Here is a 15136-nt window from a genome sequence, read left to right as displayed (position 1 = left end):
TCCGGGAACTGTTAATTGATTGCCTATTTCTACTTAAGACGTGCTTTTGGGTTGGAAGGATCACATTCTATTGGATGTGTAAAGAACTGGATATATAACTAGTTATCGCAAAAAGTGATTAAGATATTACAGCGACTGTAGGGCTATTAATCGGTTATAGTTACCTATTACTGCACAGTGATTGCCCAATCCTGCAAAACTACACGGAAATTGCCTAAAACTCCGTATACTCTGTGCCACTTCGTGTTGAGTCGTGGAATTGTTAGCGGGCACAAGGGGAGCATATGAGCATTGAAAAAAGAGCGGAATTTAACTCTGTCGCCATGGATATGGAGTCGATACGGCAGAAGCTGATTGCCTCCCTGATGCGTCAGGCACCGGAACAGGGATTAAATGAAACGGTACTGGGTGGTCTCTCCCTGATTCGCTGCAATGAGCCGGGAGCCTGTGCGGCATCGGTGTATACACCGTCCCTGAATTTTATTATTCAAGGCCGCAAGACCTTGGAGCTGGGAGACCGGGAAATCTCCTATATGCCGCTGAGCTATGTGGCAACCTCAGTGCACTTGCCGATCCTGGGGCGTGTTGAAGACGCTTCCCTGGATACTCCGTTTCTCGGCGTAAAGATAACGATCGATCCGCAAGAGGTGGCAGACCTGGTTATGGAGCTGGGTGATAAGGCGCCGGGTGTGGAGGCTGGCTACGACTGCCCCGAAGTCAGCTGCGGCCTGTGCCTGACCAAAATGGATTACGGTATGCTTGATGCGCTAAACCGGCTGGTCTCCTTGCTGGATAGCCCTAAAGATGTCCCGATACTGGCGCCATTAGCCCGGCGTGAGATTATCTATCGCGCCCTGATGGGGGAGATTGGCGCGCGGATGCGCAAGTTTGCCATGGTAGATAGCCAGGCGAACCGGGTATCCCGCGTGATTGAGGTGCTAAAAGACCGTTTCTCAGAACCGCTGCGTATCAGTGACTTGGCCGACCAGGCCAATATGAGTGAGTCATCCCTGTATCACAGCTTTAAGCAGATCACGCGCATGTCCCCGTTGCAGTTCCAGAAAAAGCTGCGTTTACATGAGGCGCGACGCCTAATGTTGACTGAGGGACTGGAAGCGGCTTCCGCCAGCTATCGGGTTGGCTATGAGAGCCCCTCTCATTTCAGTCGTGAATACAGCCGTATGTTTGGTCTTCCGCCCCGCGCGGACGTGATTAAATTGCGCGGTGAACAGCGGGTCCCAGCTTAATTTGAAACTGGGTTGCCCTGCTTCAAAACAAATAAGCTACACCACCCTTCGGGACTGATATCGCCCTCCACAACCAGGCAGGCATTGGGGGGCTCAAACAGCTGACAGTCCACGCACTTTTTCCCATCCTTGGGAGTATCCTGGTAATTTACCTTGTCTTTTTGCGCTTTGATTTGGGCCTGAGCTGAGGGTGTTGAAATAAATGTGGCAGGAATTAAAAGTAGCGATGTTCCTGAAAGCTTAAGAAAGTGGCGACGGGAGTTGTCTAGAGGCTTTTCCATAAATGAACGCCTGAATGATGAAAATAAGTTTCTGGCATTCAGGTTAGCTGGAGAAGGGAGTTTTGCTCAAATTAAAGGCTTTGTTTTAAGCGGTAATCTTATTCTATTTGTTAAATTGGAGACGGCGCCATGTAGGCGCCGTCTGTTTTTACTTCTTTACTTGGTTACGCGTATTTTAGCTACAGATTTATCTCCGCTGCGAGATACGACCCGAACCTTTAAGCCGTAAGGTGTGATAGCGCGGCCGGCATCTGGTATTTCTTCGCTGCTATAGCTCCGGGTGTCATTAAACAATGGGTAGCGGCGGTTGTGAGTGTCACTTAAGAGTATGCCGTAGTCCTCGAGTAAATCCAGAACCATGTCGTCGGCTCTTTCGATGTTAAATGTGGCATCGTGAACCTGATAGCGGGTACTGGCAACGGAATCATCACTCCATCTCAATACATTTTGGTCGGCATCAACAACTCCGAGGAAGCCATTTCCTGGGTGTACGCCAACCCAGTTATTATCGTAGCTGGAATCTACGTACCAAACCAAGAGGCCTTCTGTGAAAGTGAGCATCTCGCCGGCTACATTCACATGTGCCAATCCGGCATCAACGCCGCGATGCGTACGCCATTCGAGTAAGTAGTAGTGATCGTGCTCGAGATAGCCTGGGTTTCGGCTAAAGCCTGCAAGGCTAAAGTTGCCATCAGTTTCAGCATCATCGAAAAGGAATGTTGTGTCATCAATTTCGATGCTGATGTCATCGGCAAAAAGACCTGAATTCGCTACGGCGCCATCAGTAATATAGGTAAGTGAAAGGCTAATTTCTTGCCCGGCGTAAGCGCTTAGATCGAATGCAACGTCAATCCAGCCCTCGGAGCTACCAGTAATACCATTACCTGGGTTGGTGCCGTTGGGGTTGGTATCTGTAGTTACTGAACCAGGAATGGAGACAAAGTCATCACCGGAATCTACCATGATCGCGGCGTAATCCCAATCCAGCTCAATGTCGTACCAAGCTTTGAAAGAGAGTCTTGCTGTTTCTGCATTGCTCAGATCAACAGATATTGTCATAGAGTTTTGCAGGTTGTTGCCGCTACCGCTGAAGTAGGCGTATTCTCCACTGCTGGGTTCGGTAACTATTTCTTGTTTTGCTGGTAGGTCAATTCGGACTGCATCGTTATTGGTCCCCTTATTAACCGCTTCATCGAGTAGCAACTCGATACCGCGGCGAGGAATTTCATCTAGTGCAATAGTTTCACCATGAAGCCAGTTCCCACCATGGTTGTGTTGCAGGTATTCCTTGGCATAGGCAGAGAAGCCGGTGGGCTCTGAACCCGGAATAATACCGGCCCAGCTACCACTGGACATAATGGACCAGGAGGAGACGGGTTCACCGCGACCGCTACCATCGGTATCGTATTCATCGGGCAAGCCCAGGTCATGGCCGTATTCATGACTGACAACCCCTGCAGCGGCGTCAGCCGGCTGAATGGTGTAATCATAAGCGGCCATAGTGCCGCCCCAGTAATCTACCTCCGCAGTAGTCCCTTCAAGTGAATAGACTCCGCCAAGATTCCAACGGTGAGACCAAATGGCGTCTTCGCCCAGTTGCCCGCCACCTGCTTCTTCACCAACCGAGGAGTGGAAGATCATGATGTGGTCTACTAAACCATCTGCTTCCCAAAAATCGCCATCACCATCCAAGTCGTAACGGTCTTCAATATCAAAATCTGACAGGTCTACTGTGGGGTCGGCAGCTGCAGCTTCCAGGGCCTCGCGAATCAGGGAGCGGGCATCTCCATCAGTGTTATTGCCGTAAAAAGCTGCAGGTTGGCTGGCCATATACCAACCTGCTACAGAGCCTTCAACTGAGTAGCTGTTACCGGATTGCTGCCAGTAAAACTGTTGCATGGATAGCATGTTTTCCCCATTGGGGCCTTCAAAGCCGTTTTGGGAGAAAAGTAAGTCAGCGTAATGTTCAGCGGCGTAATCCGCGTAGTACATATCACTTTCCCCGGGCTCGATGCTGTTATGGGGAAAATCGGGGAACTCCATCAATATAGCGAGAACCCGTGCAGTTTGGGCTTCACCGTCGTAGCTCTCTAGTTGAATGTTTCTAGGGTGGCGGCTGCCATGGTTGCGGTGAAGGGGGCCTTTGCCCCTTTTAAGCCGGGGGTGATGTCCTCCTCGGGCATCGCGCATCATCGTTACGGTATCGCTGGAAAGATCTTGAGCCCCATTAATGCTATGGGTGGCCCGCTCTTTTAAGTAAACCTTTAAAGTGCGTTCAGCTTCTGCAATAGAGGCATCTTGGCTGATGCGCCCAGAGCGCTTGAGCATATCAATTAATTTGGCTTCATTGGCAATAACCAAGTCGACTTGATCACCGCCCTTTTGAGATGAGTTAACGGCGTGGGCATTGACTGTCATCAGGCTCAGTGCAAGCGTGCCGACGGAGAGCAAACTGTTTATTTTTAGCATGATCCCTTCTTGTGCGTTCCGAGATAATTATAAGTTCCGAAATCAGACATAAATAAAACTTACTAAAATAGTCAGATTTCGAGTTGTGGCAGCTCAGTTTTTTTATTATTAGCTACAGAGGGATGACGTTTTAAGATGATTAGGCCGCAATAAAATTATAGAGATTTGGCATAATTTTAAACTAAAGTGTGACGTTCATTTGATCACTGAGAAATTTTCCCGTTGACACTGTTTGAAAATATTTCCCCGTCTGGATGGCTTTTGTAGCATAACTTGTTGCACATTTAATTTTTATTGTTTTTCCATGGTAGCCAGAGGCAAATTTGTAACCCTCCACCGGGGCGGTTCAAGAGTTGTATGTACCCATCGTGTGCATCAATGATTTCTCGGCAGAGAGCTAAGCCCAGGCCGACACCTTGCTCTTTAGTTGAGAAAAAGGGGAGCAAAGCCTGCTCGAGCACTTTCTCACTCATGCCACAGCCACGATCGGAGAGTACTAACTTTTGCCCAAGGATATCGGTGCTGACTTCAAGCTCAATATTCTCACTATCACTACCAGCTTCTCGTGAATTTTTAATCAAATTTAACAGGGCCTGTTCAATTTGAATGGGGTCAAAATAACCGGGTTCATCCGGTAAGGCGCCCTTAATTGAGAAGGCCTGAATTGGCATTATACGATCGACTAGATCTTGCCAAGTTATGGCCTCGCAGCTAGGGGGAGGGAGTTTTGCAAAAGAGGCATATCCTTGGGTGAACTCTGTTAGATGCTTACAGCGATCTGCAATAATATCGAATACTTTTTCCAGGGCTTTCTCTTTGCCGGGCTTTGTTACCAGCATTTTTCCTGAGTGGGCGAGAGACGAGATCGGGGCAAGGGAGTTGTTCAGTTCATGGCTTATCAGGCGAATAACTTTTTTCCAAACTTCTACTTCCGCACGAGTTAGTTCGCGGGTCATTTCCCGCAAGACGATTAAGCGATGCTTTTGGGTATTCAATATAAATGTACTGTTCCCGATATGCATGGAGTGCGGTCCATTACTATCAGTGTAATTAAATAGTCCATTTTTCCAGCTATTAATGGCGCTAGCTATTTCTTTAGGGCTTTTGGGTAGGAGGTTTTGTAACATTAACCCTTGTATAGGCTTACCATTATTGAGTAGTTGTTTGGCACTACTGTTTGAGTAAATAATACGATCGCTTTGATCGACCAGTAAAAGAGCTTGGGGAGATGTCTGGATAACGGTGTCTAAAAGGAGTTCCCGTTGATAAATATGAGCGCGCTCTTTACGTAAATGTTCGCCAATTTCATTGTAAAGCAGTGTTATTTTTCTGAGCTCGCTATCCTTTGGATGTACAAGGGAAATTGAGAAGTCGCCGTCACGAAAATTTAGCAGGCCATTTTGTAGTGATTTTAGGGTGCTAGTTAGGGGGGTAATTATAAGGCGAACCAGTATAATTAATAACGGCAATGAAATGATAAGCCCCACTGCCCAGGATAGCGAGGGGTTAAAGCCAGCCCGAGTGCCGAGCCAGGATATGGTAATACCAGCGACTAAGGGAATGGCCGCTGTTGTAATAAGGCGGCCTTCAAGTGAAAAATATTTCGACATCAATAGGGTATACCGTGTTTTTCCAGGCGGCGGTATAGCGCTTGGCGGCTCATACCGAGTTCTCGTGCAGCCTGGGCAATAATGCCATTGCAGTTGGATAGTGTCTCTTGTAGCAACTCGCGGCTGGGCTCAAAACTCACTTCCACTTTATCGGTTGTCATTTGCTCAGGAAGTGCCAGGACGGCTTCATCGATAGTATCCTCCTGACTTAGGACGGCCGCTCGCTGCATAACATTTTGCAGCTCCCGTACATTGCCGGGCCAATGATAGCGAGTAAGGGCATTTAATGCTTGAGGAGATAGTTTTTTGGAGTTACCACTTTCTGCGAGGAAGCTCATTGCGAGGGGGGCGATGTCCTCAGGGCGCTCATGCAGTGGCGGAAGGCGCAGCTCTATAACATTGAGTCGATAAAATAAATCCTGGCGAAACTTGCCTTCCTCGATAGCCTTGTGGAGATCCCTATTGGTAGCACTGATTACCCGAACTTTGGTTTTGCGGGTTTGGCTGCTGCCTAAACGCTGGAATTCCCCGGTTTGTAGTACGCGCAGTAATTTCACCTGGCCACTGGGTGACAGCTCGCCAATCTCATCGAGAAACAGGGTGCCGCCATCGGCAGCTTCAAACCTGCCTTCCCGTGCCCGATTGCCGGCGCCGGTATAGGCTCCAGGTTCGGCCCCGAACAGCTCTGCTTCCATCAGATCTTCTGGCAGTGCACCTACGTTAACTTTAATAAAAGGCCCTTCTCTAGATGAAGAGTTCGCCTGGACAATCTCAGCAATCTTTTCTTTGCCTGCCCCATTTGGCCCTGTGATCAGGATGGGAACTTCAGATTTCGCTACTTGAGTGGCCATCTCCAACAGCTTTTGCATTTTATCGCTGCGGTAAATTATGTCTTGTAGTAAAAAGTCCTCCCGTAATTGGCTGCGAGCATTCAAAGCTTGTTGCTGGGATGCCTGCTGGCGCTTTTGTAATTCTCCCAACTCCAATAAATTGTTAATTGTGGATATTAGCTTATTATCATCCCAGGGCTTACCCAGGTAATCAGCAGCACCAGCTCTGACTAACTCAACGGCCATTTCCAGTTGAGTCCAAGCGGTCAGCAGGATAATCGGAAGGTCCGGATTTATTTCCCGAATCGCAAAGAACAGTTCTTTGCCTTCTTCTCCAGAAGTTGTGTCAGCGGTGAAATTCATATCCTGGATAACCAGGTTGATATCGCTATTCTCTCGTAGTAGCTGTAAGCCGGCTTGAGGAGTAATCGCACAAAGTGGCTGCAAGTCATGCAGAGACAACAGGATCTCCAGGGCAGAAACGATACTGCTGTTGTCGTCAATAATAAGTACTTTGTCCATAGTTTCTAAGACACGCTATTAAGGCGCCTATTATGCAATGTGTTGATGGCGAGGGGGAGTGCTTGTGGCAGGTTTTCCCTGCCACAAATAGATTAGGGAGAGTTAGTGGGCGATATGTTGCTCAGCAGGTTTATGGTCGAAGCTGAGTACCCTCGCGAGCTGCCACTTTCCGTCTACCTGTTTCCAGAGATGAGTAAACTGTGAACTTTCCCGTAAGATCTCAGATTTGTCGTCATTGATGCCATAAAATCGATGGGTGCCTGACTGAATAGCACCGTAATGGTTAACAGGGTAGATTTTAGTACTCTCGATTACCAGTTCACGACGTGCACGAATACCATTTCCATTCTCACGCTGTTTACACATATTGGTAATGGCATTGACAAACTCCTCTCCAGACTTTGCTGTTTGACCCCACTTGTCATGGTACATTTCAAAGTCATCGGTAACCAAGTTTTGTGCTTCTCTTAGATCACAATTATTGAATAATGCATCAAATAAACGTTGGTCGGCTCTAGTAATTTGTTGTACTAGTTCTTCAGTTACTAGTGGGCCAGCAATAACCGGATGTTTTTCAGCTTGTGAGTTTGGGCTAATGAAGGTTAGCCCCACAAAAAATAAAGAAGATATTTTTTTTAACAAGATCAATGTCCTTATTGTTTATTTTCTGTAGTCTGGGCATGTCCGCCGGATGTGACAAATAAATCATGCGAAGTGAATAAAAAATTTTGACCTTTATTTGGGGGTGAGTATGTAGTTCACCCCCTCAAGGTTGTTGTTTAAATACTTCGAGTGGCTGTTGCCGGTGATATATTCGCTGCTCGCAAAGCTGGGGCAAGTGCAGCAGCAAGGCTGACCAAAAGGACAAGTAGTGCACAAACAACTAGGGGAACAATCGTTAAAGCAGGCTGTGAGTAATCGCGAACCATATATTGATTGGCAATCAGTGCCGCTGCACTTCCCACTGCGATACCCAGACTCGCTATCATTCCATTCTCAATAAGGAAATATCGGCTGATATTAGTACGGGTGGCCCCTAATGCACGTCTAACACCAATTTGCTTGGCCCTTTGATTAATCCAGAAAATGGTTAGACCTACAATGCCAAGAGCTACAATAAAGCTCAACATGGCTGCAACAATAGAAAGTACTTTAACCATCATATTGTCGATAGCATAGCTGCGCTTGACATACTTAGAGAGTGGTTCAACAGAGATTACTCGCTGAGGGTCCCGTTCAGACAGCTTGTCAGCTAACACCTTCATTACCTCATCGCGTTTGCCCGGCTCTGTACGTACTATATATTTTGCATAACGCCTATTTTTTATTTCTGGGTAAAACATCACATTGCCAGCTTTGGACCATCCAACCCAGGCTCCCAAGTGCCGTTCTACAACTCCGACTATTTCCATCGGTTCAGAGCTACCACCGGAGAAAATTGGCCGCCCTATAGGATCCTGATTGGGGTAGAACTTGTCAGCAAGTTGCTGGGTGATAATGACAACAGGTTTTTTTGTAGCCTCGTGAGAGTTGCTGGCCTGCATATCTGCCTCGGTAAAGTTGCGACCTGCGACTAACTCTAAATTTAGGGTGTTAATAAAGTGTGGATCAACCTGATAGTAGTTGGCTCCCTCACCGCCGATCTCCTGATTGGCTTTATTGTGATATACCGAAGACGATCCTGATTGCGATAGAGGGATTTGTTGAGTGATCGAAGCATCGACAACATTTGGAAGTTGGCGGAGAATCCCCAAATCGGCTCTTACCGCCCCAATTGTGTCGTAGTCTTTTGGTATTGCCATGAACCCAATAGTAATAATGTTGTCGACATCGATTCCTGTGGGCCGGTTTATCTTTTCTACTCTATCTTGGATTATTATTGCTGTGTTGCTGATAATTGCCAGGGTTAAGCCAAGCTGAAGGGCAATCAGCAGTGCAGAAACTTTGTTGCGCCAGAGGGCGGACAGCATCGGTTTTAATTCAAGCATGGTCAGGCCTTACTGGGTTTTCAGGTAGATAGAAGGGTTGGTTTGACTGATCTTCAATGCTGGGTAAAAGCCTGCCAATAGGCTTGCGACAATAGCCAGGCCAATAGCCGCAACCATCATGACCCAATCCATAGTTGGAAGTGTGTCGATTTGGCCCATGGCCAGGTAGCGAATGCCGCTAAGGCCGAGTATGGCGAGAAAAATACCTGCTACTCCGCCGATGATTCCTATGGTTGCGCTTTCAATCAAGTGCTGGGTGAAAATCGCACTTCTACTTGCTCCCAAGGCGCGACGTACACCAGCTTCTGGTGCTTTGCGTAGAAATTTTGCCAACAACAATGCGACGGCATTGATAATACATACCAGGAGAAACGCCAGAGAAACCCACCCAAGAATACGGTTGTCATCACTGAGTACCTCATTGAGAACCAACCATTCAGATGGTTTACTCAAGGCAAATTTTAGTGGTCGCTCGAAACGCCCTTGAGCTTTCTCTTGCTGTATATAAGCGCGAAGAAAATTTTCGTACTGCGCTTTTTGCTCGCTAGTTGTAAGTTCAACCCAGTATTGAACCCAGAGATATTCACTCTGTAGAAACTCTTCATATCCCTGCGGATCGGCATTGTCCCAGCCATTGGTGTTGCCCCAGCTGTGAATTTCCAACTTGCGGTGTAAGCCAAAGGGTATGAATAACTCTTCTACTGTATCAAACGGGCTGTTGTTGACATCATATACCTTTGGTGAGGGCTCCCAAGTGTCGATAACACCCACTACCGTATAGGGTTCGTCGTTGAGTTTTATTGTCTTTCCAACGCTATTTTGACCAGAGAAAAGCTTGTCATTTGTCGGCTTGGAAAGCACAACTACTTGAGTAGGAGAGCTATCAGCAGACTCCTCCCAGGTGCCGCCATAAATAAAGGGCACATCGAACAAAGCGAAAAAGTCCCGGGTAGTTACCCGGGTATGTGATTCAAAAGGTCTAATAGCAGAGTTTTCAATCTCAACGGTAAAACCGTAGCGATGCATGGCAACTTGACGGGGGGGAATATCTGAGCGCAATAACGCTTCGGCGTCCCGATAGGTCAGCTGCCAGGGTATTTCATTCTTACTTTTGTAAGCTTTATTAACATCCCAACTGTCTAGCTGTACAGCAAAGAGAACGTCGTCTTTGTGCTTTAAAGCATTCTGGGACATGGTGTAGTTCAGGGTCAGCACCGTCATAGAGGCGCCGACACCGACTGCAATAGCGGCAACCATTAAGCTGCTTAAAATCGGGGTTCCGCGCAAACTTCGTAGGGCCAGGGAAATATAATATCCAAACATGGTGCAGTCTCCTTAAGCAGTAACGGCAGCAGGATGCTCGGGGACCGCACGTAAATCGCAAACCTGTCCATCTACGATCTGGATGTTGCGGTGGGCACGGCGTGCAAGTTCTGGATCGTGGGTAACCATTACGATGGTGGTTCCCCACTCGTTAATAAACTCCAGTAGCTCCATTACCTGGCGGGCCATTAAGGAGTCGAGGTTACCGGTGGGCTCATCCGCAAGCAGAAAACGGGGTTCGCCAGCTAAAGCGCGGGCGATAGCGATACGTTGCTGCTGTCCACCGGAGAGCTGTGCCGGCAGGTGTTTAGCGCGTGCAGAAAGGCCTACCTGCTCGAGCACTTTTTCAATACGCTTGCGACGTTCTTTTGCATTGAAACCACGATAGCGCAGGGGAACGTCGATATTGTCGAATAAGGTTAGGTCGGGAATCAGGTTAAACCCCTGGAAAATAAAGCCTATTTTTTCGTTGCGCAGATGTGAGCGCTGGCGGTCATTGAGATTACTGACATTCTCACCGTCGAGCAGGTACTCTCCACTGGTGGGCGTTTCCAGTAGGCCGGCAATATTAAGAAAGGTGGTTTTACCGGAGCCACTGGGGCCGGTTACAGAAACAAACTCCCCCTCTTTAACCTCGAGACTGAAATCGCGCAGCGCATGAGTTTCGATAGTATCGGTACGGAAACTTTTACGGATATTGTTCATTTTCAACATTGCGATATTCCCTTTTTCTTAAACTTTAAATTATTGATTGATTTACTAAGGAGCTATATCGAGCTCCAATTTGAATTCGGGGTTAATCTGTCAGCGCAATTAGCTGGGCATTTTCGAGTTCCTCGGAAGAGGAGATAATGATTCTGTCTCCCTCTTGTAGGCCCGAGATAATCTCTACCTGTTTTAAGCCAAAGGCGCCTATCTGGATGGAAACTCGCTCCGCCTGTTGTTCGCTGTTCAAACGAAAGGCATGGTTGCCACCGCTTTGATCGAGGAAGCCACCGCGTTTGACCAACAGTACGTTATTGCGGTTTTCCAGCAGTATGCGGGCGGTGAGGCGGAGATTTTGTCGAAGCTTTTTCGGCTGGCCCTCAGTGAAACGAACCCGTGCAACCACCTGACCGTTGATGACTTCGGGGGAGATTGCGGTAATTTCCCCGGATAATTCTTTTCCACCGAGATTGATTGCCACGGCCATGCTGATGCCCAGGTCGTCGGCATAGTTTTCCGGCACCTTGGCCTCGAGTTCAAAGCTGGTGAGATCGACAACTGTAATAAGTGGCGCATTGGCGCCTACGGCGCTGCGCTGCGCCACAGCTAAGCTACCGACGGTGCCGTTGACCGGTGAGATAATGTTCAGCTCGCGTACACGGCGCTCAGTTTCTTCTACCTGAAGGCGTTGTTGTGAGACCTGGAGTTCCAGGTTCTGGGTTTCAAAGGTCAGTGATTCTTTTTCCAGTCCCGCATTTTGTACGGCTTGTTCGTACTCCAGCTGGGCTCGGGCCATATCGTCTTTGGTTTTTTCAAAATCCAGCCGCGAGATAATTTGCTTTTCCATAGACAGCTCTGCACGTCTTAACTCTCGCTTGGCAGCGGTGAGGTTGACTTTGGCCAGGTCGGCCTTTTGCTGGTTTTCCATATGCTGGCGTTTGGCCTGGATTTTTTGGCGCTGCAGGTTCACCGTCAACTGGTTGAGTTGGGCGTTTTCCTGGGCCAGTTGATTGGATAGTTCCGGGCTGTCGACGGTGGCCAGCAATTGCCCTTCGTCAACGGTATCCCCAGCTTTCACCGCAAACTTCACAATGCCCTGGGCAGGGCTGAAAAGCGTGGGGCTGTTTGCAGCGACCACCTGGCCCTGAACCACCAGGTCCCGCACCAGGTCTCCTCGCTGGACTTGGGCGATATTGATTCGGGAAAGGGAAAGGGTGCTGTCGACGGAGCTATTGCTGTGCCAGGAATTGATACCCCAGATCAGGAATGCCACTGTCAAACTGGCAAATACCGAGGCTTTGACGACCTTTTTGTTCTTCCAAACCGGCACGGCTTCTATCTTGGTATCTTGCCTGGAAGTATCTCTAATCATTGCGGCTTTCCGTTTCTCTTACTGTTTGCCTGTCATTGCTATTTGGATGCAGGCTTTTGGAAATTTGGATTCTGAGTTAAGAATCTGCTTGTTAGGAGGGGTATCGCAATAAGCATGCCAACAGTTAATTTTTATTTAACTTGTTGAAATAAAAGGAATTTTTTGAAACTTTGTAGTTTTTAGTTTTCTTGATGGTGTCCGCAAAAAGTGTCCGGTGTCCGCCTTGTCCACGGTCGGACGGCAGTGGACAGTTCTGATATTTGTCAGAGGAAAAGTGGGGGAGAGGGAGGCTGCGCCATGCGGGGTTGCTGCCGTTTATGGTAGAGTGCGCGGCCTTTTTTTGATCAATCTCAATTTAATTAGCTGTCTCCTATGTTTCCTTCGCTGCTTTCATCGACCAAAGCCGACTGGTTCGGCAACATACGTCGGGATGTTCTCGCCGGCCTTGTAGTGGCCCTGGCTTTGATACCCGAAGCCATCGCTTTCTCGATCATTGCGGGCGTTGACCCCAGGGTCGGGCTCTACGCCTCTTTCTGTATCGCCGTTGTGATTGCATTTGTCGGCGGTCGCCCGGGAATGATCTCCGCTGCCACCGGGGCCATGGCTCTGCTGATGGTGACCCTGGTGAAAGAACACGGGTTGCAATATCTGCTTGCGGCAACCTTATTGACGGGGGTACTGCAGATTATTGCGGGTTACCTGAAGCTGGGGAGCTTAATGAGTTTTGTCTCCCGGGCTGTGGTGACGGGGTTCGTCAATGCCCTGGCAATATTGATATTCCTGGCGCAAATGCCGGAATTGATCGGCGGCACCTGGGAAGTCTATGCAATGACTGCGGCGGGTCTGGGGATTATTTACCTGTTCCCTTATATCCCCGTGATTGGCAAGGCTGTGCCATCACCGCTGGTGTGTATTCTGCTCCTCACCGCAGTGGCAGTGACGATGGGATTGGATATTCGCACTGTCGGCGATATGGGTGAGCTGCCGGATACTCTGCCTGTGTTCCTCTGGCCAGATGTTCCGCTTAACTTTGAAACCTTACAGATTATCCTTCCCTACTCCGCAGGTCTGGCCGTAGTGGGCTTGTTGGAATCCCTGATGACGGCGACGATTGTCGACGACCTGACGGATACTACCAGTGACAAGAACCGTGAGTGTAAAGGTCAAGGTATTGCCAATATTGCTGCGGGTACCCTGGGTGGTATGGCTGGCTGTGCCATGATCGGCCAGTCTGTTATTAATGTGAAATCCGGTGGCCGCGGCCGTCTTTCCACTCTGGTGGCCGGTATCGGTCTGCTGACACTGGTAGTGTTTATCAGTGACTGGGTTGCTGTGATCCCCATGGCGGCGCTGGTGGCAGTCATGATTATGGTCTCTATCGGCACCTTTGACTGGGGCTCCATCCGCAACTTGAAGCACTACCCACTCTCTACAAATTTGGTAATGCTGGCCACTGTGGTTGTGGTAGTGTGGACTCACAACCTGGCCTATGGTGTATTTGTCGGTGTGCTATTGGCATCGCTCTTCTTTGCCAACAAAGTCAGTCACTTTATGTATGTGAGCAGCTCCCTGGATGAAAAGCAGAGTCGCCGCACTTACAAGGTCATTGGGCAGGTATTTTTCAATTCAGCCGATAAGTTTACCGCTTCGTTTGATTTCAAAGAGGTGGTGGATACGGTGGTGATCGACCTCAACCGCGCGCACTTCTGGGATGTTTCCGGGGTTAATGCGCTAGACAAGGTGGTGCTTAAGTTCCGCCGTGAGGGAGCACAAGTCGAGCTGGTAGGATTGAATGAAGCCAGTGAAACGATCGTCGACCGTTTTGGCGTACACGATAAGCCCGAGGAAATTGAGCGGGTTCTTGGAGGACATTGATGGCCGTAAGCAACAGCGAAAATAACAATGAGAACACAGGCAATGGCGGCAAGGCGCCATTGATACTCTCCTGTATCGATGGCTCTCATTACACTGGAGCGGTGTGTGATTACTCGGCCTGGCTGGCCAGGAGCCTGCAAGCACCGTTAAAGCTGTTGCACAACATCGAAAGAAGCAGTGTCCCTGCGGTAACCGATTTTACCGGCAGCATTGGCCTGGGAAGTCAGGAGGAGTTACTGGAAGAGTTAACTGCGCTGGAGCAGCAGCGGGCGCAGTTAATGGTGCAGCAGGGCAAACTGATGCTACAGGCCGCCCGCAGCCGTGCCGAAGACGCCGGTGTGCAAAATATCAAAGCCTGCCAGCGTCACGACAGCCTGACAGAATCAGTGGTGGAAATGGAAGACTCCATTCGCGCGCTGGTGTTGGGAATTCGCGGTGAAGAGCACGGGGATTCTGAGCGTGGACTTGGCGCTCACCTGGAGACAGTAGTGCGCTCACTGCACAAGCCGATTCTGGTGGTCAATCGGGACTTCACAGAGCCCAGCAGGGTGATGCTTGCCTACGATGGCAGTGAGGCCTCGTGCAAGGCATTGGCGATGGTTGCAGAGAGCCCATTATTTCGCGAACTCTCCTGTCACCTTGTCTATGTAGGGCCCGCTGAAACTGCGGAGAGTTTGTTGGCTGAAGCCTCGGCCAAACTGGATTCTGCAGGACTCACTTGTACTACCAGTAATCTCACCGGCAATACCGTTGAAGCTTTGGTGGCTTACCAAACCGAGCACCAGATTGACCTAACCGTGATGGGAGCTTTCAGTCACAACCGCCTGCACGACCTTCTGATGGGAAGCATCACCGTAAAAATGTTGTTGAAAGCCCGCCAGCCTCTGTTGCTGTTGCGGTAGAAGCCCCTTCGC

General features: G+C 49.0%; 12 protein-coding genes. 3 read left to right on the top strand and 9 right to left on the bottom strand.

The annotated features are described in order from the left end of the window. Positions 1–284 precede the first annotated feature (284 nt). Complete coding sequence (locus ACJJIS_RS18095) at positions 285–1247, top strand: AraC family transcriptional regulator (RefSeq protein WP_282934202.1); 963 nt, start codon at positions 285–287, stop codon at positions 1245–1247. Here the strand turns inward: ACJJIS_RS18095 and ACJJIS_RS18090 are convergent. The 9 genes from ACJJIS_RS18090 to ACJJIS_RS18050 all read right to left on the bottom strand — a co-directional run bounded on the left by ACJJIS_RS18090 (position 1244) and on the right by ACJJIS_RS18050 (position 12347). Next, positions 1244–1528, bottom strand: a complete 285-nt coding sequence (locus tag ACJJIS_RS18090; RefSeq protein WP_444895145.1) for a hypothetical protein — start codon at positions 1526–1528, stop codon at positions 1244–1246. The genes ACJJIS_RS18095 and ACJJIS_RS18090 overlap by 4 nt on opposite strands. Positions 1529–1684: 156 nt before the next feature. Continuing rightward, positions 1685–3997, bottom strand: coding sequence for an immune inhibitor A domain-containing protein (locus tag ACJJIS_RS18085; protein WP_475708763.1), 2313 nt, complete (start codon positions 3995–3997; stop codon positions 1685–1687). A 284-nt stretch (positions 3998–4281) separates the two neighbouring features. Further along, positions 4282–5607, bottom strand: coding sequence for a sensor histidine kinase (locus ACJJIS_RS18080; protein ID WP_475708762.1), 1326 nt, complete (start codon positions 5605–5607; stop codon positions 4282–4284). Further along, positions 5607–6959: a sigma-54-dependent transcriptional regulator gene (locus tag ACJJIS_RS18075; RefSeq protein ID WP_475708761.1), complete on the bottom strand. Its 1353-nt coding sequence runs from the start codon at positions 6957–6959 to the stop codon at positions 5607–5609. The genes ACJJIS_RS18080 and ACJJIS_RS18075 overlap by 1 nt, the downstream gene beginning before the upstream one ends. Before the next feature lie 102 nt (positions 6960–7061). Further along, the gene (locus ACJJIS_RS18070) at positions 7062–7601 is read right to left on the bottom strand and encodes a nuclear transport factor 2 family protein (RefSeq protein ID WP_444895141.1); all 540 of its coding nucleotides are present in this window, start codon (positions 7599–7601) and stop codon (positions 7062–7064) included. A 137-nt stretch (positions 7602–7738) separates the two neighbouring features. Further along, complete coding sequence (locus tag ACJJIS_RS18065; protein WP_445360443.1) at positions 7739–8947, bottom strand: ABC transporter permease; 1209 nt, start codon at positions 8945–8947, stop codon at positions 7739–7741. A 9-nt stretch (positions 8948–8956) separates the two neighbouring features. Continuing rightward, positions 8957–10270, bottom strand: a complete 1314-nt coding sequence (locus ACJJIS_RS18060; RefSeq protein ID WP_475708760.1) for an ABC transporter permease — start codon at positions 10268–10270, stop codon at positions 8957–8959. Between the two features lie 12 nt (positions 10271–10282). Further along, entirely contained in the window at positions 10283–10984 is a 702-nt protein-coding gene (locus ACJJIS_RS18055) for an ABC transporter ATP-binding protein (protein WP_444895138.1), read from the bottom strand. Between the two features lie 82 nt (positions 10985–11066). Beyond that, on the bottom strand, positions 11067–12347 hold the full coding sequence (locus tag ACJJIS_RS18050) for an efflux RND transporter periplasmic adaptor subunit (protein WP_475708759.1): 1281 nt from the start codon (positions 12345–12347) through the stop codon (positions 11067–11069). Positions 12348–12719: 372 nt separating this feature from the next. Here ACJJIS_RS18050 and ACJJIS_RS18045 point away from each other — a divergent pair, with 372 nt between their 5' ends. Beyond that, on the top strand, positions 12720–14222 hold the full coding sequence (locus ACJJIS_RS18045) for a SulP family inorganic anion transporter (protein WP_475708758.1): 1503 nt from the start codon (positions 12720–12722) through the stop codon (positions 14220–14222). Continuing rightward, on the top strand, positions 14222–15124 hold the full coding sequence (locus ACJJIS_RS18040; protein WP_444906368.1) for a universal stress protein: 903 nt from the start codon (positions 14222–14224) through the stop codon (positions 15122–15124). The genes ACJJIS_RS18045 and ACJJIS_RS18040 overlap by 1 nt, the downstream gene beginning before the upstream one ends. Positions 15125–15136: the final 12 nt, after the last annotated feature.

Source organism: Microbulbifer maximicatervae (SeqCode) (assembly GCF_056231245.1).
This window is presented reverse-complemented; position numbering and strand designations above follow the sequence as displayed.